Annotated in this window: 20 protein-coding genes and 1 riboswitch; of the genes, 9 read left to right on the forward strand and 11 right to left on the reverse strand. The window is 41.0% G+C overall.

Annotated elements, in window-relative coordinates:
- Positions 1-50: 50 nt before the first annotated feature.
- On the reverse strand, positions 51-995 hold the full coding sequence (locus AC13FX_RS13630) for a phytoene/squalene synthase family protein (RefSeq protein WP_482881378.1): 945 nt from the start codon (positions 993-995) through the stop codon (positions 51-53).
- Between the two features lie 228 nt (positions 996-1,223).
- Here AC13FX_RS13630 and AC13FX_RS13635 point away from each other — a divergent pair, with 228 nt between their 5' ends.
- From AC13FX_RS13635 to AC13FX_RS13650, 4 genes are read left to right on the forward strand one after another with little or no spacing between them, the layout of a single operon-like run.
- Positions 1,224-2,243: a LacI family DNA-binding transcriptional regulator gene (locus AC13FX_RS13635; protein ID WP_482881379.1), complete on the forward strand. Its 1,020-nt coding sequence runs from the start codon at positions 1,224-1,226 to the stop codon at positions 2,241-2,243.
- Positions 2,240-3,205 (forward strand): phosphoribosylaminoimidazolesuccinocarboxamide synthase, encoded by a 966-nt coding sequence (locus AC13FX_RS13640; RefSeq protein WP_482881380.1) that lies wholly within the window; start codon positions 2,240-2,242, stop codon positions 3,203-3,205. The genes AC13FX_RS13635 and AC13FX_RS13640 overlap by 4 nt, the downstream gene beginning before the upstream one ends.
- A complete protein-coding gene (locus AC13FX_RS13645; protein WP_482881381.1) occupies positions 3,192-3,560 on the forward strand; it encodes a cupin domain-containing protein in 369 nt (122 codons plus the stop codon). Before AC13FX_RS13640 ends, AC13FX_RS13645 begins: the two co-directional genes overlap by 14 nt.
- 8 nt (positions 3,561-3,568) lie before the next feature.
- Positions 3,569-4,081, forward strand: coding sequence for a hypothetical protein (locus AC13FX_RS13650; protein WP_482881382.1), 513 nt, complete (start codon positions 3,569-3,571; stop codon positions 4,079-4,081).
- On the opposite strand, the gene AC13FX_RS13655 is transcribed toward AC13FX_RS13650, so the two are convergent.
- The 4 genes from AC13FX_RS13655 to AC13FX_RS13670 form a co-directional block, all read right to left on the reverse strand.
- Entirely contained in the window at positions 4,082-5,038 is a 957-nt protein-coding gene (locus tag AC13FX_RS13655; protein WP_482881384.1) for a methylenetetrahydrofolate reductase, read from the reverse strand.
- Entirely contained in the window at positions 5,035-7,734 is a 2,700-nt protein-coding gene (gene metH, locus AC13FX_RS13660) for a methionine synthase (RefSeq protein ID WP_482881386.1), read from the reverse strand. The genes AC13FX_RS13655 and metH overlap by 4 nt, the downstream gene beginning before the upstream one ends.
- Positions 7,735-7,905: 171 nt before the next feature.
- The gene (locus AC13FX_RS13665) at positions 7,906-8,907 is read right to left on the reverse strand and encodes a homocysteine S-methyltransferase family protein (RefSeq protein WP_482881388.1); all 1,002 of its coding nucleotides are present in this window, start codon (positions 8,905-8,907) and stop codon (positions 7,906-7,908) included.
- 51 nt (positions 8,908-8,958) lie between these two features.
- Positions 8,959-9,080, reverse strand: a riboswitch (SAM riboswitch).
- A 173-nt stretch (positions 9,081-9,253) separates the two neighbouring features.
- Positions 9,254-10,915, reverse strand: a complete 1,662-nt coding sequence (locus AC13FX_RS13670; protein WP_482881390.1) for a BamA/TamA family outer membrane protein — start codon at positions 10,913-10,915, stop codon at positions 9,254-9,256.
- A 232-nt stretch (positions 10,916-11,147) separates the two neighbouring features.
- Between AC13FX_RS13670 and AC13FX_RS13675 the strand changes: the two genes are divergently transcribed.
- The 4 genes from AC13FX_RS13675 to AC13FX_RS13690 are packed head-to-tail and all read left to right on the forward strand — an operon-like array spanning position 11,148 to position 16,386.
- Positions 11,148-12,554, forward strand: a complete 1,407-nt coding sequence (locus AC13FX_RS13675; RefSeq protein WP_482881391.1) for a type III PLP-dependent enzyme domain-containing protein — start codon at positions 11,148-11,150, stop codon at positions 12,552-12,554.
- Positions 12,547-13,407: an agmatinase gene (speB, locus tag AC13FX_RS13680; protein ID WP_482881392.1), complete on the forward strand. Its 861-nt coding sequence runs from the start codon at positions 12,547-12,549 to the stop codon at positions 13,405-13,407. Before AC13FX_RS13675 ends, speB begins: the two co-directional genes overlap by 8 nt.
- The gene (locus AC13FX_RS13685) at positions 13,404-14,378 is read left to right on the forward strand and encodes a deoxyhypusine synthase family protein (RefSeq protein ID WP_482881393.1); all 975 of its coding nucleotides are present in this window, start codon (positions 13,404-13,406) and stop codon (positions 14,376-14,378) included. Before speB ends, AC13FX_RS13685 begins: the two co-directional genes overlap by 4 nt.
- Before the next feature lie 25 nt (positions 14,379-14,403).
- Positions 14,404-16,386: an alpha-ketoacid dehydrogenase subunit alpha/beta gene (locus AC13FX_RS13690; RefSeq protein WP_482881394.1), complete on the forward strand. Its 1,983-nt coding sequence runs from the start codon at positions 14,404-14,406 to the stop codon at positions 16,384-16,386.
- 263 nt (positions 16,387-16,649) lie between these two features.
- Here the strand turns inward: AC13FX_RS13690 and AC13FX_RS13695 are convergent, their stop codons facing one another.
- The 3 genes from AC13FX_RS13695 to holA are packed head-to-tail and all read right to left on the reverse strand — an operon-like array spanning position 16,650 to position 18,671.
- Positions 16,650-16,895 (reverse strand): hypothetical protein, encoded by a 246-nt coding sequence (locus tag AC13FX_RS13695; RefSeq protein WP_482881395.1) that lies wholly within the window; start codon positions 16,893-16,895, stop codon positions 16,650-16,652.
- A 49-nt stretch (positions 16,896-16,944) separates the two neighbouring features.
- Positions 16,945-17,553: a sigma-70 family RNA polymerase sigma factor gene (locus tag AC13FX_RS13700; RefSeq protein WP_482881396.1), complete on the reverse strand. Its 609-nt coding sequence runs from the start codon at positions 17,551-17,553 to the stop codon at positions 16,945-16,947.
- Positions 17,554-17,603: 50 nt separating this feature from the next.
- Entirely contained in the window at positions 17,604-18,671 is a 1,068-nt protein-coding gene (gene holA / locus AC13FX_RS13705; RefSeq protein ID WP_482881397.1) for a DNA polymerase III subunit delta, read from the reverse strand.
- A 133-nt stretch (positions 18,672-18,804) separates the two neighbouring features.
- Here holA and AC13FX_RS13710 point away from each other — a divergent pair, with 133 nt between their 5' ends.
- Positions 18,805-19,260, forward strand: coding sequence for a bactofilin family protein (locus tag AC13FX_RS13710; RefSeq protein ID WP_482881399.1), 456 nt, complete (start codon positions 18,805-18,807; stop codon positions 19,258-19,260).
- Positions 19,261-19,282: 22 nt separating this feature from the next.
- On the opposite strand, the gene AC13FX_RS13715 is transcribed toward AC13FX_RS13710, so the two are convergent.
- The 3 genes from AC13FX_RS13715 to pnp all read right to left on the reverse strand — a co-directional run bounded on the left by AC13FX_RS13715 (position 19,283) and on the right by pnp (position 24,272).
- Complete coding sequence (locus AC13FX_RS13715; protein ID WP_482881400.1) at positions 19,283-20,776, reverse strand: asparagine--tRNA ligase; 1,494 nt, start codon at positions 20,774-20,776, stop codon at positions 19,283-19,285.
- A 51-nt stretch (positions 20,777-20,827) separates the two neighbouring features.
- On the reverse strand, positions 20,828-22,078 hold the full coding sequence (locus AC13FX_RS13720; protein ID WP_482881401.1) for a M16 family metallopeptidase: 1,251 nt from the start codon (positions 22,076-22,078) through the stop codon (positions 20,828-20,830).
- Between the two features lie 82 nt (positions 22,079-22,160).
- Entirely contained in the window at positions 22,161-24,272 is a 2,112-nt protein-coding gene (gene pnp, locus AC13FX_RS13725; protein WP_482881402.1) for a polyribonucleotide nucleotidyltransferase, read from the reverse strand.
- Positions 24,273-24,350 lie beyond the last annotated feature (78 nt).

Below are 24,350 nucleotides of genomic sequence, written 5' to 3' on the forward strand. Positions count from 1 at the left end.
TTTGCCTAATGATAGGACTTTACAGCAAGATTCTCCAAGTGAAACCTAAATTAACTTGCTGATTTCATGTCAATAAGAATACGCGGTAATATAGAGAGTTTTTCTGTGTAATTGAGATAGGCACGCGTATCAAATACGTTGAAATCATTCTCTTCGATCTTGTTAAGGATACGACTGTAGTTGTGGCGGGCAAGACAAACAGGAAGTCGACTATCGCTGTTCAGCATAGAAATACCTTTATCAGACATTTCGTAATAATTTCGGGCACGGTCGATCTGAAACTTGAGCATCCGTTTGAACTTATCATCCAGTTTTTTGGAAAACAGTTCTTGTTCTGAAATATCAAACCTCTCGAGGTCTTCCTGTGGCAGATAGATCCTATCCCTATCCAGATCCTCTCCCACATCTCTCAATATGTTGGTAAGTTGCATTGCAATTCCAAGGTCTACAGCATATTTAAGGGCATCCTTAGTAGTATAACCGAATACTTCAGATGTCATCAAACCAACGACAGATGCTACTTTATAAGAGTAATCATATACTTCTTCAAAGGTTTCAAAACGGTCTTTTACCAGATCAGTCTTAACACCTTCCATCAATAAAAATGGAAGATCCATTGAGATGTGATACTTTTTGAGAGTATCTGAAAAAGCTGATAAAATCGGATCATTAACGATCTTGCCGTCATAAACATCGATCAATCGTTGTTTGAATAACTCCAGTTTTTCATCAATCTGATCGACCGTGATCTTTTTATAATGTATCAGGTCTTCTGCTTCATCCACCAGGTCATCCAGGTATCTACACAGTCCATAGATTGCAAAGATACCTCTCTGCTTCTCATTAGGCAGAAAACGCGTAGCCATATAAAAAGTTTTGGCATGTTTCTTAGTAATGGAACGGCAATGGGTATATGCTTCCCTCAGAGACTCATCCTCTACATCATCAATAACAGATGTATGAAATGAGGTTTTCTCGTACAGAGGTCGGAACATGTGGTATGGATATCGAAGTAAGTTTGTCATTGTATCACCATTTCATCCTATAAAGCTTTAAATGGATGTAAATAGTTCCTGAAGAATTCAAATTAATAAACTTATTAGCGCTAACATTTTTAGTATTTGATGTTTATAATTGGAACTTGAAATTGATTATCTTCATGAGGTCACCATGGGTAAAGATATTAGCTTATATTTAAATTCCTATTAATTTTTTCAGGTATAATGAATAAAAAAGTCACAATTTATGAGGTTGCCAAGAAGGCCGAGGTAGCTATATCAACTGTATCGAGAGTTTTGAATGGATCAGAGAATGTATCTGATGCCACAAAGAATAAGGTGGAAAATGCAATAAAGGAGTTGAATTTCAGGCCCCAGGTTAGCGCACGGAAACTCGCGAGTAAGCAGCCGCAAATGCTGGCCATTGCTGTCCCCTCTTTTACAACCCCTTATTTCAATGAAGTGTTAAAAGGGGTGAAAGATGAGATCAAGAAAATGGACCTGGATATCATTTTATATAATACCGGTTCGAAAAACCCGGAGGAAGGTGTACAGAACTTTTTTGACAGAGGCACTGCAGATGCTGTGATCCTGCTCTCTATTGATGTGAGTGATGATGTGCATGAGCGCCTTCAAGCCACCCAAACACCGGCTGTGTTGGTTAATTCCTCCCATCCTGCATACAACTATTTAATGCTGAATGATTATCAAGGCGGTTATATGGCAGGTGAGCATCTCGTAAAACAAGGATTTGAACGAATTGGTATGATCCAGAGTATTGTGACTTCAAATACCTCAAAAGAAAGATTAAGGGGCTTCAAGGACGCTCTGAAAAATTATAAAATGCCCATCGATGAAAATCTTTTCAAAAGCGGAGATACTACCAAACATGGAGGTTTCACGGAGGAAGCAGGATTTGAAGCTATTTACAAATTTGATAAACAAGGCGATTTTCCTGATGCAATATTCTGCTCAAATGATACACAGGCTGTCGGCGCCTTATATGCACTTTCAAAATTAGGCATGAAGGTACCTGATGACATTGCTATCATGGGTTATGATAATATCAAACTGACCAAGTACCTTGATCTGACAACCATTGATCAAAAAATGTATACCATTGGTGTTGAAGCTACCAAGAGACTGGCTGATATTATTCAGAAGCCTGATCATGACCTATATCAGACCACAATAAACCCCGTTCTCATACAAAGAGGTTCAACCGAAAATAAAAATAAGAAGTGAAGTTAGATTTTTCAGCTGAAGAAGCATTAAAACACTGCATAACAGATACTAACGTACCCGGGTTTCCTAAACCTTACAAAGGCAAGGTCCGGGATGTCTATGAACTTGGGGATGACAAACTTGGAATTGTGGTCACTGATCGAATTTCAGCCTTTGATCACATCATGAATCAAGCCATCCCCTTCAAAGGACAAATACTCAATCAGCTCGCTGCATTTTCTTTTGAAAAGGTGAAGGACATAGTGCCTACTCATATTATAGAAGTGCCTCACCCAAATGTCACCATTGCCAAAAAATGCGATACCATCCCAATAGAAGTGGTAATGCGTGGTTACCTGACCGGGCATGCCTGGAGAGTGTATAAGTCTGGTGAGCGAAACCTTTGTGGCGTGGAACTTCCCGAGGGTCTGAAAGAACATGATAAATTTCCCAGCCCAATTCTAACCCCTGCTACCAAAGCACAGGAAGGTCATGATGAGGATATCTCTGAAAAAGAAATACTAAACAGAAAGATCGTATCACCTGATCTCTGGAATATGATCAAGGAAAAAGCCTTCAATTTATTTGAACGAGGAACTGAGATAGCTGCCCGACAGGGTCTTATCCTCGTTGATACCAAATATGAGTTTGGATTATTTAACGGTGAACTTACCCTAATTGATGAGGTCCATACCACTGATTCTTCCCGGTATTTTTATTTTGATGGATATGAGGAACGTCAGAACAAAGGAGTGGAGCAGAAACAACTATCCAAAGAGTTTCTGCGTGAATGGCTAATGGACAATGACTTTCAGGGATTAGATGGACAGATTTTACCGGATCTTCCGGATAAATTCAGAATACAGGTTTATGAACGATACGCTGAATTGTTTGAAATGCTGACCGGTAATACGTTCAAACCCCAACTTGAAACAAACCTCAATGAGGTATTAATCTCAATTTTTAAAGATGCTCAAGGCTAATCTAAAAGCAAAATTCGATCTCTTCGATGAGTATTGGACACCAAAGATCATTGCTGAACTTAACGATCAATATGTAAAGATCGCTAAGTTAAAAGGTGAATTTATCTGGCATGATCATGAACATGAAGACGAATTATTTTATATCGTGAAAGGCTCTCTTTTGATCGAATTCCGCGATAGGAATGACGTTTTACTCAATGAAGGTGATATGTATGTGGTACCGGCCGGAGTTGAGCATAATCCTGTTGCGGAAAATGAATGCTGGGTCATGCTTGTTGAACCTAAAACCACTCTGCATACCGGTTCATCTCAAGATCAAAAATCTGTAGCTGTTGAAGATCAGGAATGGATCTGAGTTAATGTATGAGTGAGCCAATCAACTTCAAACGTATCCGTCCAAGGATATATACTGAGACTCTTTTGACACCTGAGGAAGTGAATCAGCGTATTCGTAAACAACTTAGAGAGGAATGTACGCTATGCAGTGGAGAATCCACCAGGGGTTATGCCACCATTTGCCCTCCTGAGGAAGATCAACACTTCTGGTCACCACAACTAACTATTACCCTAGACACGGATGAAGACAATAAAACACGCATTCGTGGTTTATATGGACCTAAACCTTCTGTCTGGACCATGTTCGTTTTTTTCTATGCCGCAATAGGATTTGCCATCATGATCATTTCCATGATCGGCCTTTCTTATTGGTCTTTGGGAAAACCTGCAACCATACTTTGGCTGGTCCCCATATTGCTTCTGATCTTTCTAAGTCTATACCTGGTGGCTTATTTTGGACAACGCCTGGGTCACAAACAAATGACCAATTTGCACCGCTTTATCGAACGCTGCTTGGATAATGAGATCGATCATTACTGATCAAAATAACTCGCTGGCCACTTCATATACCGAAGCTGACTTACCCATCGAGTAATAATGTAAACTCGGAACCCCAAATTTCATCAATTCCCTTGATTGAGCTATAGTCCATTCAATTCCAACCCTTCTCACTTGATCGTTATTTTTACATTTCTCAAGCTCTTCCGTCAGGTCCATAGGCAGATCAACATGAAATAACTGTGGCAGTATAGTTAGTTGCCTGATAGACGTGATCGGTTTCAAACCGGGAATAATAGGTAGAGTGATCCCATTTTTGCGACAATTTTCAACAAAATCAAAATAGTTTTGATTGTCAAAAAACATCTGAGTCACAATATAGTTAGCCCCTTTTTCCTGTTTCAGTTTCAGATATTTCAGATCGGTTTGCATGTTCGGAGCTGCAAAATGTTTTTCAGGATAGCCCGCTACTCCTATACAAAAATCTGAAGGCTGGGCATTTTCCAGTTCTTCATCCAGGTACACCCCATTGTTCAGTTCCACGACTTGCCCGATCAATTCAGAGGCATAAGCATGACCATCAGGTTCCGGAACGAATTCTCTCTCCGGCTTTCGGGTATCCCCCTGAATAAGCAATACATTGTCAATACCAAGGAAATTGAGGTCGATGAGGGCATTTTCAGTATCCTCTTTGGAAAAACCACCACAAATGATATGAGGAACCGCATCCACTTTATAATGATTTTGAATGGCGGCACATATGCCAACCGTTCCCGGACGTTTACGGACGGTCTTCCGCTCCAATAACCCGTTTTCCCGTTTTTTATAAACATACTCCTCGCGATGGTAAGTAACATCCACGAACGGTGGTTTGAATTCCATTAGGGGATCCATATGATCAAATAAGGATCTGATATTTTGCCCTTTGAGTGGCGGAAGTACTTCAAAAGAAAATAATGTACTGCCATTAGCTTTACTTATATGTTCAGTAACTTTCATTGTGATCCTGATTGATATTCTATAATTGGAGAAAGCCACTTTTCAACTTCCTCTTTTGAAACCGATTTTCGTTTTGCGTAATCTCTTACCTGATCCTCCCCAATATTACCTACCCTGAAATAGCGGGATAGAGGATGGGAGAAATAGAACCCGCTGACAGAGGATGCCGGATACATAGCATAAGATTCGGTTAGCTCTATCTGTACCTCCTCTTCCACATTCAACAAGTTAAACAATGTTCGTTTTTCAGTATGATCCGGGCATGCAGGGTATCCCGGTGCAGGGCGAATGCCGGTGTACTTTTCTGCAATAAGATCCTCATTGGAATATCGCTCTTCATCAGAGTATCCCCAGAATTCTTTTCGCACGCGTTCATGCATTCGTTCAGCAAATGCTTCCGCTAACCGATCTGCTACAGCCTTCACAAGTATGATGTTATAGTCATCATGTTTGGCTTGGAATTCTTTGATGAGAGCTTCGATCCCGATTCCGGCAGTCACCGCAAAGAAGCCCATATAATCTTTGATACCTGTTTCCTTTGGCGCTATGTAATCAGCCAGTGAAGAGTTTGGCTGACCTGTTCTCTTTTTGTTCTGTTGTCTAAGAAAGTGGAAAGTCGAATTATACTCAGTTGAATTTTCTCCTTTAAGAAGCTTAATGTCATCGCCATAAGATACTGCAGGATAGAAACCTACCACTCCTCTAGCTTCTAAAATATCTTCGTCAACTATTCTATCCAGAAGCTTTTGGGCATCTTCATATAATGAGGTTGCCTGAGGTCCAACTTCACTATCTTCAAGAATATTCGGATATTTACCTGTCAGCATCCATGTTCTAAAGAATGGTGACCAATCTATATAATCTCTTAACTCTGATATCGGGTACTCCCTGAAAACCTTCTTACCCAAAAATGCGGGTTTTACTGGATTATATTCATTCCAATCAATTTTTACCCTGTTAGCTTTTGCCTCTTCAAATGAGATGAGTTTCTTATTGGTTTGCCTGCTTTCGTGTTGTTTACGCAGGTCCGCATATTCAAGTTTTATAGTTTGTTTTACGGTTTCCTTTTTCTTTGGGTTGATGACATCTCCGGCCATGGTAACGGCTCTTGAGGCATCCAATACATGGATTATTGAACCATCATACTCCGGATCGATCTTAACTGCTGTATGAAGTCTTGAAGTGGTAGCCCCTCCTATCAACAAAGGAAGGTCCATATTTCTTTTTTTCATCTCACGAGCCACATAGATCATCTCATCCAGTGAGGGGGTGATCAAACCACTTAAACCGATCGCATCAACATTATGTTTCACTGCCTCATCCAGGATCTTATCTGCCGGTACCATGACCCCAAGATCTACAACCTGATAGTTATTACAGGCCAGAACAACGCCTACGATATTCTTTCCGATATCATGAACATCCCCTTTTACAGTAGCAAGCAGAACTTTCGGTTGCTCACTGGTATCTTTGTTATCTGCTTTTTCCTGCTCAAGGTACGGGGTCAAGTAAGCCACAGCCTGTTTCATGACCCTGGCACTTTTTACCACTTGCGGAAGAAACATTTTCCCCGATCCGAAGAGGTCACCTACTACATTCATCCCGTCCATTAAAGGTCCCTCAATGACCTGTAACGGGCTTCCATATTTTTGTCGTGCTTCTTCAGCATCCTCTTCAACAAACTCGTTGATGCCCTTCACTAGGGAGTGTTTAATGCGTTCTTCTACGGATTTACTACGCCATTCAAGGTCAGTTCTGCTTTTGGCAGAAGAGCTTTCTCCCTTATACTCCTCTGCAAGTTCGAGCAATCGTTCGGTTGCATCATCCCTGCGATCAAAAAGGACATCCTCAACCCTTTTTAATAGTTCACCGGGTATATCATCGTAAACCTCCAACTGAGTGGGGTTAACGATACCCATATCCATACCATGCTCAATAGCATGGTACAGAAATGCTGAGTGAATAGCCTCCCTTACCCGATCATTACCTCTAAAAGAAAAAGAAACATTGCTTACTCCTCCAATGATATGAGCACCCGGCAGGTTCTCACGGATCCACCTGGCCGCCTGAAAATAATCCAAAGCATTTCGACGATGTTCATCCATGCCGGTTGCAACTGGAAAAATATTCGGGTCAAGGATGATATCTGATGGGTGAAAGCCCGCTTCATCAGTTAAAAGGCTATACGCACGACCGCAAATTTCTTTACGGCGTTCAAACGTATCAGCTTGCCCATCTTCATCAAAGGCCATACAGATAACAGCCGCGCCAAAGCGACGTATGATCTTTGCTCGCTTCAGGAATTCCTCTTCACCATCTTTTAGGCTTATGGAATTTACAACGCCTTTACCCTGCAGGCACTTCAAGCCGGCTAGTATTACTTCCCATTTTGAGGAATCGATCATAATGGGAATCTTCGCAATATCCGGTTCTGAAGCTATGAGATTGAGAAAGTGCGTCATTTCTTTTGCACTATCCAGCATCCCTTCATCCATATTCACATCCAGGATCTGTGCTCCTCCCTGCACTTGATCCAGAGCAACTTTCAGGGCTTTATCATATTCCTGCTGTTTAATATAATTAAGAAAAGTCCTTGACCCCGTAACATTTGTGCGTTCTCCAACATTTACAAAATTGGAGTCTTCAGTGATGATGAGAGGTTCAAGTCCGCTTAGTGTAAGTGGTAGTGTTTTCATTTAGCTACAACAATATTTAAAATTCCAGCTCATCATTTGTCGACTCCCAGTTCATCCGGCGAATGGTTGTCAACGCTCATGCTTTTTGGTTCATCGGACGACTTAGAAATCTGTTTATAGTTTATAAGGTTAACTTCAGTCGTCAGATAATGTATTAGATCAAATTTCATATCACTTCACCCCTATTTGAAGCTTTCTGGGTTCATACTGAGCTGCGAGTTCAGCCATTTTAGAGATATGCTTTGGAGTGGTTCCGCAACAACCACCGAGAAGATTTACTATACCTTCTTCCAGGTATTTTTTTACTTCATTGGTCATCTCTTCCGGTCCCTGATCGTATTCCCCAAATTCGTTTGGTAGTCCGGCATTAGGATAAGCACTAATATAAAACGGAGAACGATTCGCCAGTTCTTTCAGATAGGGAAACAATTGTTCAGCACCCAGTGCGCAATTAAATCCTACACTCAATATGGGAGCATGAGAAACGGAGATCAAAAAAGCCTCAACAGTTTGACCTGATAATGTCCTGCCTGATGCATCTGTAATAGTTCCTGATACCATCACAGGTATAGGCATCTTAGTTTCATCAAAAAGTTCCTGAATAGCATAAAGTGCCGCTTTAGCATTTAGAGTATCAAATATCGTTTCAACCAATAAAGCATCTGCTCCGCCATCAACGAGACCTCGTGCCTGTTCCTTATAGGCTTCTGCCAATTCATCAAAGGTAATAGCGCGGTACGCAGGATCGGTGACCTCAGGGGAAATTGAAGCTGTTCTATTAGTTGGGCCCATTGAACCGATCACAAATCTTGGTTTATCAGGGTTCTTGATGGTGAATTTATGGGTGGCCTCTTTGGCTATCTCTGCCGACCTTTTGTTTAGTTCATACACAATCGATTCAAGGCCATAATCTGCCTGTGCTACGCTGGTTCCACTGAATGTATTGGTTTCAACCAGGTCTGCACCGGCTTCCAGGTATTCTTCATGAATTGCCTGAATAATATCCGGTTTCGTCAGACTAAGCAGATCATTATTTCCCTGAAGGTCATCAGGATGATCTTTGAAGCGCTTTCCACGAAAATCGGCCTCATCCAGCTTATACCTTTGTATCATAGTGCCCATTGCACCGTCAAGGATCAAAACTCTCTGTTGTAATGCGTCTTCTATATTCACTCTTTCCTAATTAGATTAACTTATACAGAAAGAGTCGGTGAGTGATCAGCTCGCTTATCTTTCTCCTAACATAATGCTCTATGTTTGGAGTGGGAATTGGCACCTGCCTCCTATTTAAAAAAGTGGTTGCCAAGACGTCATCGGGCCCATCCCTCAGTCTTTCTCTATAAGCATTCAGTAAATTCTAATTTAATATAATGCTCTTTGAGCCACTGAGCAACATGTTATAAAGACTGATCCCGGAATTTGAATTGAAACTTAATATGCGGGTGTCAATTGATGGTCTAAGGTTAAATTTTTAAACCAATTCATAGACAAATGAAGCACCAGAATAATCCACTTTAATCTACAACTCCGTTCTGACCCCAAAGTGTACTTTGCCATTGGTAAAATTCTCTTCAGGTGAGATAGCATAGGTAAATTTGAGACGCCCTATTCGAGTTTGATAACTCAAACCAAAACCTAAGGAGTACAACTTACCTGTGCTCATGAAATCGTTGTTGGTTTCATTGAATAATATTGGACGTTGGTAGGCACCATAAGCTCCAAATGCGAATAGGAACGACTGCCTGTCCAATAGAAACTGATATTCCACATCACCCCATAGTAACTGTCCCGCCCGGAATTGGTCTTCCGCATATCCGCGAAAGGAATTGCCCCCACCAAAACGAGTCAGATCATTTAGCGTTACACGGTCAGCCTCCAGTATAAACCCATGCAACGAAAGTGCGATCACACTACGATCAAACACCGAGAAATATTGCCGGGCTTCCAACTCCAGAATATTTTGTGCAAAAATTCCTGTTGAATCATCCTGAAGATCTTTATGTGCAATACCATAGCTTATGGATATGGAATTACCTTTTGTGGGCACATCGTATCGATCAAGGTTCGTGTATTCGAAACCAAGACGAGCCGTGCGCTTACTACCATCCGGTTCCACAACTACCGGTAAACCAGAACCCGATATTGATGACTGAAATTGGATACCACCGATAAGTTTGAAACCCCCTGAGACTCGATAAGATCCTTCTAACTGAAACTGTCGCGATTGATAGGTCGTATCGTTCTGATAAATATTAAAGCCTGCTGAAAGACCAATGGGAAAACTTCCGATCCAATTCTGCCAAATACCCACATCCAGCTCACTGGTTTCGGGTCTTAATCTTTGATATTGAAAACTGAGTCCACTACCCTCTGTTAATACATTCCAGAAAGATAACTCCAAATCACCCACTATCTGCCCATTTCCCTTGGGATTAGGAACGTAACCAAGTAATCCATCCAATTGATTCAGCGTACGTTCCTGTACCTTAAATACGATCACCGGCTCTCCACCTCGTAATAATATCTGTCCTTCTTCAACATCATTAAACAACTCACTGGCAACCAGGTTGGCTCTTAAATATCGAAGATAATCCGGGGTAATGATTTCCCCTGCCTGAAATCTGGATATTTTCCTCAGATACTCTTGTGAATTAGATCGATGTCCGGAGAAATAGATTCCCGCAGCTTCAGATCTTTCTCCTGGATCCAATTGCAGAGTAATAGATATGGTACATTCATGGTAATCGGGTGAAAAACGTTCTATACCACTTTTAGCAAATGGATAACCATCTTGATTCAGTTCAACGATCAACCTTAGTATCTCATTTTGGAGTACGTTTTGGGTATAATCGATCTCCGGGTAAATAGTGCGTACCGAATCCGTTTCCCCTATATATTTGATCGTTATTTTTTGAAGCTGAAATTTGCAATTACGCGTGATCACAGCACAGGTACTCCCAATTGAATCAATTTCAGCATTCAAATAACCTTCTGCGGCAAGCCATTTGATCAAAATTTCACGACTTGTGGCTATTCCCTCAGTTATTCGATTCTCCAGGGAATCCGGATACGTGATCTCGATCCCATTTTCATAGATACGATAATTGGTTTCCTGAGCATTTAAATTGGCCGTGGATAAAATCATCACACAAATAAATAGGAAACCTTGCTTGCTGTACATGTGCCAAATCTACATTGATTTTTGCTTTAGTGCAGAATGAAGGAAGGAATATCCAACACCCAGGGCCCATAGAGTAAAATGAGCATTCGTTATTCTGGGTTTGTTCATGGGTATTCAGAAAAAACATACATAAAAAAATCAACGGCTTGTCAAACCATTGCAATTAACTCGTATATTTGAGTTCTTTTTATCCCGTTATCCCACTAATTAATTACGACGTGCACCCTGCCTAATGAAGAATAACTATTTCGACCTCATTGACCAAACCTACCACTTTCCTCAAAACGGTTTTGAGCTGGTAGATGGTACTCTACATTTCAATGGTGTGGATCTCCATGAACTCATTCAAAAATACGGAACCCCTTTTAAAGTCTCCTACCTCCCTAAGATCAGGGAAAAGATCGCACAGGCACGGCTTTGGTTTAATAAGGCAATCGATGAAAATAATTACTCCGGCAAGTATGAGTTCTGTTACTGTACCAAATGCTGCCATTTTAATCATGTGGTTCGCACAGCTTTGAAAGAAAATGTTTCATTGGAGACTTCATCCTCATTTGATATCGATCTTATCCAAAACCTATATAATAAAGGGGTATTCAATTCGGATAAGATCATTGTACACAATGGATATAAAACTGATGATTATGTCAAAAAGATAGGCCGTTTGATCAACAGTGGTTTCAGGAATTCAATAACTGTTCTGGATAATGCCAGGGAACTCGATAAACTGTCAGAATTAGAAACTGAGCATCCTATTAAGATCGGATTACGAATTTCTATTGAGGAAGACCCACAAGCTTCCTACTATACTTCCCGGTTAGGGATCAATAAACGTGAGATCATTGATTTTATAAAGGATAAGATACTCGATAATAACAACGTAGAGCTGGTGATGGTACATTTCTTTGTTGATTCCGGAATCAATGATACTATGTATTACTGGAACGAGTTCAAAAAAGCGTTGAGTCAATTTACCAGGATCAAGCAACTTGTCCCAACCGTTAAAGCCTTGAATATTGGCGGTGGGTTTCCGATCCAAAACAGCCTGAATTTTGATTTTGATTACGAATATATCACCGGTGAGATCGTAAGGAACATACAGGAAGCTTGCCAGGATGCAAATGTTGAGGAACCGGATATTTTCACTGAATTTGGTAAATATACAGTTGGTGAAAGTGGTGCAGTAATCTTTCAGGTACTTGAACAGAAACAACAAAATGATACCGAGTTATGGTATCTGGTTGATAACAGTTTGATGAATACGATCCCCGATGCCTGGTCCATCAACGAAAAATTCATATTGCTTCCACTTAATAAATGGGAAAACCAATATAAGCGTGTAAATATTGGTGGTATCAGCTGCGATCATTCAGATTATTACAATTCTGAAGAACTCAACCAACAAGTGTTGTTGCCCGCTTATTCCAATGATGAGAAAGAACCACTCTATATTGGATTCTTCCATACCGGGGCTTATCAGGATTCCATTAGCGGATATGGCGGTATCAAGCATTGCCTCATTCCCTCACCAAAACATATTGTAGTTGATAAGGATGAGAATGGCCATATGTTTGATTACGTATATCGTGACGAACAAACCGTTGATAACATGCTTAATATTTTAGGATACAATGACTAACCAAGATCCAGTTTATGCCGGCATTACCGGCGATCATAACAAATTTGAGAACGCATCCGTCCTTCTTCAGTCCATTCCCTATGATGGTACCAGCACTTGGGGAAAAGGAGCCGATAAAGGTTTTGATGCATTTTTGGATGCATCGGAAAATATGGAGATCTACGATATTGAAACAGATAGCGAAGTCTATAAAAAAGGCGTTCATATTCTGGAACCGATCAAAGAGAATTCATCTCCCGAAGCAGTGTTTAAGGCTGTTTATGACCATACAAAAGAACTTTTAAAAACCGATAAGTTTCTGACCTTTTTTGGTGGCGAACATTCGATAAGTATTGGGGTTATAAAGGCTTATTATGAAGCCTACCCGGATGTAACCATCCTGCAGCTAGATGCACATACCGACCTTAGGCCGGAGTTTCATGGATCACCATATAATCATGCCTGTGCTGTTTTTGATGCCTCACAGCATACAAATCTGATCCAGGTCGGTATAAGAAGTATGGATTCTGTTGAACTCCCATATCTGGACAGGAATAAATGCTACTTTGCAGAAGACATGTACGGGCAAACAGACTGGATGGATGATTCCATAAGTAAAATGACCGATCGGGTTTACATCACCCTGGATCTGGATGTATTCGATCCATCTATAATGCCGGCTACCGGCACGCCTGAACCCGGGGGACTGAATTGGAACACGTTAATCAGGTATTTAAAAAAGGTATTCGATCAAAAGGATGTAGTTGGTTTTGATATTGTAGAACTTGCCCCGATCGAAAATTTTACTGCCCCTCAGTTTCTTGCCGCCAAATTATACTACAAAATGCTAAGCTATAAATTTGCTAACTCATGAGTAACAAAGGACCTATTTCAGATTTCATAACTCATCATTACAGACATTTTAACGCAGCCTCATTGGTTGATGCTGCAAAGGGTTACGAGGATCAGCTAATTTCAGGATCAAAGATGATGATCACCCTGGCCGGTGCTATGAGTACTGCAGAATTAGGCCTCTCTCTGGCTGAAATGATACGACAGGATAAGGTACACATCATTACCTGTACCGGAGCCAATTTAGAAGAAGACGTCTTTAACCTGGTGGCCCACGATTACTACAAACGTATACCAAATTATAGAGACCTGAGCCCCGAAGATGAGCAGGAATTACTGGATCAGCATTTTAATAGAGTGACTGACACTTGTATTCCTGAAGAAGAAGCCATGCGGCGCATTGAAGAACATCTTGTAAAACGATGGGTTAAAGCCACTGAGAATGGAGAGCGTCATTTCCCGCACGAGTATTTTTATGATCTCTTGTTAAGCGGTGACCTTGAAGATGACTATCAGATCGATCCAAAGAATTCATGGCTCCTCGCTGCTGCTAAAAAAAATATTCCGGTCATTGTACCTGGTTGGGAAGACTCAACTTGTGGTAATTTCTTTGCATCTCATTGCATTGAAGGCAGAACCATCCCTTCGGCAACCAAATCAGGCATTGAATACATGATGATGCTGGCTGATTGGTATAAAAATAATGCTAAAAACGGAGTTGGTTTCTTTCAGATCGGTGGTGGAATTGCCGGTGATTTCCCTATATGTGTGGTTCCGATGATGGAACAAGATCTTGGTTTAACGGATACACCTCTTTGGTCATACTTTTGCCAGATCAGTGACTCTACAACAAGCTACGGTTCATACTCAGGAGCTGTCCCAAATGAAAAGATCACCTGGGGAAAACTTGGAATAGACACACCAAAGTTCATTATTGAATCTGATGCCACTATTGTGGCTCCGCTAATTTTTGCTTACTTATTGGGCTGGTAAAACTTAACACAAATCAGACCTTGGCGTGGCAATTACCGATAAAAAGATATCCTCAGAAACGGCATTATACATCTATAAAAATCTTCTTCTACCCCGGCGAATAGAAGAACGAATGTTAATGCTGCTTAGGCAAAATAAGATCAGCAAATGGTTCTCCGGAATTGGACAGGAAGCGGTTGGAGTTGGCGTAACCCTTTCAACAGAGCCTGAAGATTACATATTGCCGATGCACCGTAACCTTGGTGTTTTTACCTCCCGTAAGGTGCCACTCTATCCATTATTTTGCCAATTATTTGGTAAAGCTGATGGATTTACCGAAGGAAGAGACCGTTCATTTCATTTTGGCATTCCCGACCATAAGATCATTGGAATGATCTCTCACCTGGCTGCCATGATGCCGGTTGCTGATGGTTTAGCATTATCCAAAAAATTGAAACAGGAAAAGGCAGTGGTATTTTCCTTTTGTGGTGATGGTGCTACCAGTGAGGGGGACTTCCACGAAGCACTGAACTTAGCCGCCGTCTGGAAACTCCCTGCGGTTTTCATCATTGAAAATAACGGATACGGACTCTCTACTCCCACTTCCGAGCAATATGCATGCGAAAATTTGTCTGATAGAGCCAAAGGCTACGGTATGCACGGTTTTAATATTGATGGCAACAATATTTTTGAGGTAATGGAAACGGTCGGTAAAGCAAGGGAACTTGCTCTGAATGGTGAACCGGTACTTATAGAAGCAAAGACATTTCGAATGCGGGGTCATGAAGAAGCATCCGGCACACATTATGTCCCAGATATTTTGTTTGAGAACTGGGCTGAAAAAGACCCTATCCATCGGTTCGAGAATTACATGGAATCGGAAGGTTTATTTAATACCAAAGATTTTGAAGAGATCACAAGGGAGATCGACAGATCCTTCAAAGATGATCTTAACAAAGCTTTGAAGGCTGCAGATCCTGAATTTGATGAATCAAAGGAGTTAAACAGGGTCTACGCCAAGGAACCAGATGAGATACCTGCTCATAAAGATGGTGTGACATACGAACACCGATTCGTAGATGCTATTCAATCTTCTCTCAGGCAGGCATTTGAGGAAGACAGTAAATTCCTGATAATGGGACAGGATGTAGCCGAATATGGCGGTGTTTTTAAGATCACAGAAGGGTTTTTGGATCAGTTTGGAAAAGATAGGATCCGTAATACCCCCATTATTGAATCCGGTGCATTGGGTGCTGCAATGGGATTGGCGCTTGAGGGGTTTAAACCTGTGGTTGAAATGCAGTTTGCGGATTTCATCTCCTGTGGTTTTAATCAGATCGTAAATAATATCGCAAAATCTCACTACCGTTGGGCTCCACCTTTGAATATTACCATACGTGCCCCACATGGCGGTGGCGTTGGAGCCGGGCCCTTTCATTCACAATCTGTTGAAGGGTGGTTCATGCAAATACCCGGCTTGAAAGTAGTGGTTCCGGGTACAGTAGAAGATGCCATGAACCTGCTCTACAGTTCTTTATATGATCCCAATCCGGTTCTATTCTTCGAGCATAAAAAGCTATATCGAAGCTTAAAAGCCCAGATCCCAGACAAGGCTAATTATGAGCCTTTAGGTAAGGCCAAAATTCGCAGAGAAGGCACAGATGCCACGATCATCACCTATGGCATGGGAGTTCAGTGGGCTTTGGAAATCGCTAAAGAATTCGAAGAAAAAGACATTTCTTTGGAGATTCTCGACCTCAGAACTTTGCTTCCCTTAGACAAAGAATCCATTCGTAAAACAGTTCAAAAAACTGGCAGAGTTCTGCTTTTACAAGAGCCCTCACTCACTTTAGGTCCGTTAAGTGAGATCTCGGCTATCATCTCAGAAGAATGTTTTGAGTGGCTTGATGCTCCTGTAATGCGCTGTGCTTCCATGGACACCCCTATTCCTCATGATAAGAATCTCGAAAATGAGTTTATGGCCGATGCTAAACTTCAATTGAACCTTCAAAAACTATTAGATTATTGATGCTTCATTATGGGCCAGAGCCTTACTAAATCGAGAGAATAACTTGGAAGTAAGAAGAGAGGTCTTCAAAGTTTTTTTGGAAACACTGTTTTTAATAACTGACTGATTAACAGGGTATCCTCATGTGGTAATAAATAGCGTTCGGGACTCTAAAGATCGGGCCCCATTTTCAAAAGAACAACAAAGTGTTGAATGATTATTTCCTGATCGGCAAGTATGTTTTGCTTCTTACCGCTATTAGATTTGCAGTCATTACAAAGGAATTAATTCTCAGAAGAAATTCGGGTATTTAGTCTTTCAATGAATCCGTCCCTGGCTTTGATCTCACGATACTGGTCTAGAAGTTTCTTTCCTTCTCTTGCAGAAAATGCGAGTTCCCGAAGATCATCGTCGTTGACGAGTACTTCTTCGAAAGTAGATCTCTCAACAGGATCTAGTTTATCATCTACGTATTCAATGACATAGTTTTCTATGACTGGATGGTACTCTTTGTCTAAAAAATTCTTCATAAAAGGGAGTTTGCTAAGTTATTCCTTACTCCCTTTTATTTCGAAAATTTTAATTTGTTCCCAACTGTACGTAATTCTCTATAAGAGCCTGAATTTGTGCCCTTCCACGGTTGATCCTCGATTTTACGGTCCCCATTGGAATATCAGTGATCTCTGAGATCTCTTCGTAGGAAAGCTCTTGCAGATCTCTAAGAACAATAACTTCGCGAAAATCTTCCGGTAACTCCATCAATGCTTTTTCAAGCTGCTCCATACATAATTTCTCATGGAGTGCATCATCCTGAAGAATTCGCGTATCTTCAATATGCATTTCTCTATCATCAGGATCAGATTCGTCTTTATGGATCGATACCTTGTACATACGTTGCTTCTTTTTATAAAGACTCTTGGCAAGATTCAAAGCAATGGTATACATCCATGTAGAAAACTTTGCGATTCGTTCGTAAGAATGCTTGCTCTTATGAACTCTCAGAAAAGTTTCCTGAACCAGATCTTCACAGTCCTGATGATTGTGAGTATAACGATATAAAAAATTGTGCAAGCGATCCTGATATCGCATCACCAATTCATTAAAAGCTGATTCCTTGCCATTTTGGAAATACTCCATCAAATCTTCATCACTATACTGTTTTACAGATGCAGCTTGAAATGCATTCATCGTTAAACTCCACTTTTATCTTCTGATTAACTATGTGATCGCGAATCGGATTATCCGATGATTCGCTTAACCAGGAAGAATAAAATCGATGTGGAGTCCAGTGTGCTGAAACCTTTTATAGAGCGATCTGCATCTAAAAGAGCTTCGAATATCCGGGGCATTTCAGTATATCGAAAATTTGAGGCATCATCCCAAAGTTTGTTAAAGTACCAGCTACTGCCGATACCCAACTCATTTTGGATCTGATTCTTAGCAATCCCCTTTTCAGAGAGTCGTAAAATTTGCCAGACATTGGTGAACACACTTGTAAAGAACCCCACGAGACGAATTAATTCTCCCGTGTCTGATTTAGTGTGTTGCAACATCTGTTCCGAAATATAAAGTGCCTGTTCCATATTTCGGGCAATGATGGCGTCTTTAAGCTCTATGGCCGTAAATTCGCGGTATGAACCGATAATTTTTTTTACATCGGCTTCAGTTACCGTATCAGAAGTGTCTACAAAAGTGCACACTTTATCTATTTCAGTAGACAGTAACTGTAGATTATTACCGACAAACTGAGATAGTAATTGAGCAGCTGCAGGTTCAATATTTTTGGAATGGTGACTTCTAACCCAGTCAATGACCCAGTCAGGGATCAAATAGTCGGCCATTCTTTCAAATTCATAGAATCCACAATGTTTACTGCTTTTCAAGGATTTACCAACCTTGGTATTACCGGCCGGTTTCTTTTCATCAAAAAGAACAAGTAAAGTTGAAGGATTCGGATTTTCGAAATATTCCACAAAATCATTTATATGACCAGTGGGAGAACCATCTTCTCCCCCTCCCTTATTCAGCTGCATGAAATTGCGAATAACCAGGATCCGTTTTTCAGCCATCATTGGAAAGCTCCGGGCAATGGATATGCCTTTTGCCGGAGTTATATCCTGCCCATATAAAAGATCGAAGTTAAAATCTTTTTGTTCAGGTGGAATTACTTTAGAAAATTGATCCAGTAATTGATCCAGATAAAACTCTTCTTCGCCGCAAAGAAAATACACCGGTTTCGTATTACCGGAATTAATTTCTCCCAGTACTTTCTGATAGATCTGATTACTGTTCTGTTTTCTTGCCATCGGTGGCTAAGATAAGGAATGTTAGTTTTAATGAAATGTATTATTCCTCTGAATTTCTTTGGAACAAAATCATTTCAAATTAGTTTGCCATAATATGATGTTAAATAGAAAATCAACCAACGTGAACACTGAAGTGAGTAACCAATCCCCTGCCATTTCATTTATCAATAAACCCACCAAGATCACCGGCGATATCAATTGTAATGAAGATCTGAGAATTGCCGGTACAATAGAAGGTGAGGTTCATTCAAAAATGAAATTTATCCTTAACGAAACCGGCATTATCAACGGGAAGGTAAATTCTCAACAAGCCGAAATTGCCGGAACCGTGAATGGTGATGTCCGGGTTAAGGACAAACTGACCCTAAAATCCACAGCAGTTATAGAAGGAAAGATCTATACTAAAAAGATCTCGATCGAGGATGGCGCTCAAATTAAAGGCTCCCTGCATGTCGGTCCCAATGTATCGATTGAAGAATCCAGCAGTACAACGAAGTCATCATCTGACTCCAAAGACTCTTCTGATAAGGATAAATCCAAGGACAAGGATGAAAAGTCCGGATCAGGTAAGATCTTTTCAAAAAAATAAATCAACCTGATCCGTGTTAAATTTAGGGTTTAAGGCGTCCCATCATACGAGGGAATGGAATGGTTTCTCTAACGTGTGAGAGCCCGCATATCCATGCCACGGTTCGTTCCAGACCTAAGCCGTACCCTGAGTGAGGAACAGATCCATATCGCCTGAGATCCAGGTACCACTCAAAGATCTCCTTATCAAGTCCTTCTTCAGCTATGCGTTCTTCAAGAACTTCAAGATCATCCTCACGTTGTGAACCACCAACGATCTCCCCATAGCCCTCTGGTGCGAGTATGTCCATTCCCAACGCAAGTTTATCGGTTTCATCCCGCTTCATATAGAATGCTTTGATCTCAGCCGGCCAGTGAGTCACGATCAGCGGTACGTCAAATTGCATCATAAGCACTGTTTCATCACTTCCACCAAAATCATTCCCCCATTCAAAATTACGGGCAGACTCCTTCCAGCTCGGGATGTTTCGCAGATCCTCATCAATCTGATCGACACGGGCATGAATTTCTTTTATACGTTGGTCTATCTGGGCCTTTCTCCATTTCTTTGCTGAACCATGTTCCTTTTTGATCTCCTCTTCTTCTTTTTCAAGATCAATTTTCTCTTGTCTTCTGGATTCAGCCATCTTTTCCAGCATTGAGGCAGTTTCATCACTGATTAGGATCTCAACCGCATCCGTATAGGTCATGCGCTCAAAGGACTTTTCAGCTACTTTCTCAAGAGAGCTCACATCCCTTTCAAGAATCTCAAGCTCATTCCTGCAGTTCTCCAATACTCTGCTAACAATTGCTTTGATCATATCCTCAGCCAGGTCCATGTTCATCTCCAGATCATAATATGCCATTTCAGGTTCTATCATCCAGAACTCGGTCAGGTGCCGCCGAGTTTTTGACTTTTCTGCTCTGAACGTTGGCCCAAAAGTATAGATCAATCCATGAGCCATGGCCATGGCTTCACCGTATAGCTGACCGGTTTGAGCCAAATAAGCTTTATCATCAAAATAATCCGTTTCAAATAAAGTAGTACTTCCTTCAGCTGCATTTCCGGTAAATATCGGGGAGTCCATTTGTACGAAATCATGTCCCTGAAAAAAAGTATGGATAGCAAAAATGATCTCATTTCTAACTCTCATAGCCGCCCATTGTCGCTGACTTCTAAGCCATAAATGACGGTTATTCATAAGAAATTCCACGCCATGCTCTTTAGGCGTGATCGGATAATTTTCCGCGATCTGAATGACCTTAACATCAGAAACATGGATCTCATGGCCTCCAACGCTGCGATCGTCAGCTTTGACCGTTCCTGTGACCTCTAAAGAGCTCTCCTGCTTGAGTGAGGAAGCCGCTTCCCAGGCATCTTCAGAAACATCATCTTTTGCAATTACGCATTGAGTAAGGCCTGAACCGTCTCTCATTTCAACAAACACCAGGCTTCCACTGCTTCTAAAATTATAAACCCAGCCTTTAAGTGTTACTTCTTGATCTACGTGTTCTGAAAGTTTCTTGATGTAAGTCATTGCTAATTTTAAATGCTTTAATTCTTAATGTTAAATGGATTATTAGAAAGATTATACTTCCGGTAAGAGAATAGCTTCCATAAAGTTATCTTCCTCAAAGAAATCCTGTACAAAATCTCTGATCTGATCAGGAGTTACAGAGTCTATATTTTCAACCAGTTCATCCAGGGTTACGAACCTTCCAAAATATAACTCACTTTTTGCCAGCCGAGTCATTCGGTTACTTGTACTTTCCTGAGACAAAAGTAATTTACCCTTCAATTGTGATTTTGCTTCTGCCAGTTCTTTTTCAGGGATACGATCATTTTGCATGATCTTAAGTTCTTTTAAGATCAATTCCCTGACATGGTCAACATAATCCTTGTCAGTACCTACATAAATACCCCATAATCCGGTATCCGTATAGGACTGATTAAAGGTCTGAATTGAATAACAGTAGCCATATTTTTCTCTCACATTTTGATGTAACCGAGAACTCATACCTCCACCTAAAATGGTATTTGCCAAAAGAAGCAGATATTTATCTTTATGATCGTAATTAAGCCCCCTGCGACCATAGATATAATGTGTCTGTTCAATAGACTTGGTCAGCCTGAGGTCTTCTTTTTTAAATTCAGGTAATGGTTGCTCGTTTTCTTCGCGGGATTCTTTTTCCAGTTTATCAAAATAACCAGAAACCAATTCCACAACTTTGTCATGGTCAACATTACCAGCAACAGAAATTAGCAGATTGCCTGCATAATACCGTTCTTTCATGTAATCATAAAGATCTTGCCGACTAAAAGCAGAAACAGTATCCTCAAAACCAAGTACCGGTCTGCCAAGCTCATGTCCTTCAAATATCTTACTATTGAAGGCTTCAAACAGGTAATCGTCCGGTGAATCACGGTACATTTTCATTTCCTCTATCACCACTTTTTTCTCTTTCTCTATCTCCTCTTCAGGAAATGAAGGGTGAAGTACCATATCAGATAAAACATCAAGAGCTTTGTCCAGTTGTGTGTTTACACACCGTGAATAATAACAGGTATACTCTGATGAAGTGAAGGCGTTCAAATACCCCCCAACGGACTCCATACTTAGTGCAATATCATATGATGAGCGGCTTTCAGTGCCCTTGAATAACATATGTTCCAGGAAATGTGTCACTCCCGCCTTCGACTTTGTTTCGTGGCGCCCTCCGGTTTTGACCCAGATACCAACTGTGACACTCTTTACGCTCTCAATATGCTCAGTCACAATCCTGAGCCCATTTGATAACGTGCTTTTGTTTACAAAATCAATTTCTTGTGCGTTTTCCATCTTCATGAATAATCTTTAAATAAAAAAGCTCCGCTCATTGTTTATGAGCGGAGCAAATATAATAAGCTTATAGCCTAAAGACTTACTCTTCTTCGTCTTTAGATAATAATGCCTTTCTGGATAATCTGAGTTTGTTACCCGGCTCAATTTTGAGCAGTTTAACTTCGATCTCATCACCCACGTTCATGTAATCTGTTACATTTTTAACGTGAGAGTGATCGATCTCAGAAATATGCAGTAAGCCATCTCTTCCGGGAGCGATCTCAACAAAAGCACCGAAATCTTTTATAGATTTCACTTCACCTTTGTAGGTAGCACCTTCTTCAAGCTGCCCAGTAATAGCTTTAATTCTATTTTGTGCATCTTCTGCTTTTTCAAGGCTATCAGCTGAAATGGTGATCTTACCTTTTCCACTTTCATCTTCTTCGATCCAGATCTCAGTATCTGTTTCTTTTTGAAGAGTTTGGATCACTTTACCACCAGGTCCAATAACGGCTCCGATCATGTCACCATCTATGGTCATATTGATGAACTGAGGTGCGTATTCAGAAAGCGTTTCACTTGGTGCCGAAATGGTTTCAGCCATTTTTCCAAGAATGTGCAAACGACCTGTATGAGCTTGTTTAAGGGCTTCTTCCATAACCTCAAAAGAGATTCCTTTAACTTTCATGTCCATCTGGCAAGCCGTGATACCATCAGCGGTACCGGCTGTTTTGAAGTCCATGTCGCCCATGAAATCTTCTTCACCACGGATATCAGAAAGCACAACCGAGTTGTTATCTCCTACGATCATTCCCATTGCAATACCTGCAACCGGCTTTTTGAGGGGCACTCCGGCACTCATAAGCGCCATTGAACCACCACAAACAGAAGCCATGGAGGATGATCCATTAGATTCTGTAATATCAGAAATAATTCTGATCACATAGCCAAAGTCATCAAATGATGGCATCATCATTTTAAGGGATCTTTCTGCCAAGTGACCATGACCGATCTCACGACGTCCGGGTCCTCTAAGGAATCCGGCTTCCCCAACAGAATATGGAGGAAAGTTGTAGTGCAGATAGAATTTCTTGTCTTCTTCGTCAAATAAGGTATCAACACCCTGAGCATCTTTCTTGGTACCGAGAGTTACAGAAACCAGTGCCTGAGTCTCGCCACGGGTGAATATCGCTGAACCGTGAGTTCTGGCAAGATATCCAACCTGAGTCCAGATATCACGAATATCTTCAGGATTACGACCATCGATACGTCGTTTTTTCTCAAGGATCATGTTTCGAAGTTCTTCTTTCTCTATATCACCAAGAATATCCTTGATGGTACCTACTTCTTCTTCGTATTCTTCCTCAAGTTCTGCAACTACTGAATCTTTCGCTTCGTTAAGCTTTTCACTGTATTCTTCTTTTCCAAGACCAATGTTTACAACTTCTTTGATCTTGTCAGTCGCCAGCTCACGAACTTTAGATTCAATTTCCTCAGGATAACCTTCAGGTACAAATTCGCGCTTTGGCTTACCGTATTCTTCTCTCAGTTCTTCCTGAAATTCACAAAGGGTAATGATAGAAGCATGAGCGGCTTTGATGGCTCCGAGCATTTCATCTTCAGAGATCTCTCCCATTTCACCTTCCATCATAAGAACAGAATCGGCTGTACCACCTACGATCATATCAATATCACTGTTCTCAAGTTCAGACAGTGTCGGATTGATCACATACTCGCCATCAACACGTCCGACCCTTACTTCAGCCATTGGGCCATCGAATGGAACATCTGACATATGAAGAGCAGCTGAGGCACCAAATCCACCTAGAACATCCCCATCATTTTCTCCGTCAGATGAAAGTACACTTGAGATGATCTGAGTTTCACATAAATATCCTTTAGGAAACAAAGGACGCAAGCTACGGTCTATCAAACGACTCGCTAATACTTCTTTTTCAGAAGGACGTCCTTCCCGTTTCATAAAACCACCGGGGAAACGACCACCGGCTGAAAAACTTTCTCTGTGATCAACAACCAGCGGGAAAAAACCTTGACCCGGTTTCGGTTCTTTTGCACTCACAGCGGTACATAATACCTGGGTATCTCCCATTCGAACCACTACAGCGCCATCGGCTTGCTTGGCAATCCGGCCTGTTTCTACTGATAGCACCTTACCCGGTGCAAATTCTACACTTCTTATTTCTTCTTTCATTTGTCTTCTTTGTCTTTTGGATTTACTGCATCCCGCCAACAACAGATAAGAAATGTAATAGCGGCAGGATAAATTGAA

Source organism: Gracilimonas sp. B-17, from assembly GCF_056857935.1.

Coding starts and splice junctions, on each gene's coding strand:
- AC13FX_RS13630 (WP_482881378.1), bottom strand. CDS start 995: ATGTTCCGACCTCTGTACGAGAAAACCTCATTTCATACATCTGTTATT.
- AC13FX_RS13635 (WP_482881379.1), top strand. CDS start 1,224: ATGAATAAAAAAGTCACAATTTATGAGGTTGCCAAGAAGGCCGAGGTA.
- AC13FX_RS13645 (WP_482881381.1), top strand. CDS start 3,192: ATGCTCAAGGCTAATCTAAAAGCAAAATTCGATCTCTTCGATGAGTAT.
- AC13FX_RS13650 (WP_482881382.1), top strand. CDS start 3,569: ATGAGTGAGCCAATCAACTTCAAACGTATCCGTCCAAGGATATATACT.
- AC13FX_RS13655 (WP_482881384.1), bottom strand. CDS start 5,038: ATGAAAGTTACTGAACATATAAGTAAAGCTAATGGCAGTACATTATTT.
- metH (WP_482881386.1), bottom strand. CDS start 7,734: ATGAAAACACTACCACTTACACTAAGCGGACTTGAACCTCTCATCATC.
- AC13FX_RS13670 (WP_482881390.1), bottom strand. CDS start 10,915: ATGTACAGCAAGCAAGGTTTCCTATTTATTTGTGTGATGATTTTATCC.
- AC13FX_RS13675 (WP_482881391.1), top strand. CDS start 11,148: ATGAAGAATAACTATTTCGACCTCATTGACCAAACCTACCACTTTCCT.
- speB (WP_482881392.1), top strand. CDS start 12,547: ATGACTAACCAAGATCCAGTTTATGCCGGCATTACCGGCGATCATAAC.
- AC13FX_RS13685 (WP_482881393.1), top strand. CDS start 13,404: ATGAGTAACAAAGGACCTATTTCAGATTTCATAACTCATCATTACAGA.
- AC13FX_RS13695 (WP_482881395.1), bottom strand. CDS start 16,895: ATGAAGAATTTTTTAGACAAAGAGTACCATCCAGTCATAGAAAACTAT.
- AC13FX_RS13700 (WP_482881396.1), bottom strand. CDS start 17,553: ATGAATGCATTTCAAGCTGCATCTGTAAAACAGTATAGTGATGAAGAT.
- holA (WP_482881397.1), bottom strand. CDS start 18,671: ATGGCAAGAAAACAGAACAGTAATCAGATCTATCAGAAAGTACTGGGA.
- AC13FX_RS13715 (WP_482881400.1), bottom strand. CDS start 20,776: ATGACTTACATCAAGAAACTTTCAGAACACGTAGATCAAGAAGTAACA.
- AC13FX_RS13720 (WP_482881401.1), bottom strand. CDS start 22,078: ATGGAAAACGCACAAGAAATTGATTTTGTAAACAAAAGCACGTTATCA.
- pnp (WP_482881402.1), bottom strand. CDS start 24,272: ATGAAAGAAGAAATAAGAAGTGTAGAATTTGCACCGGGTAAGGTGCTA.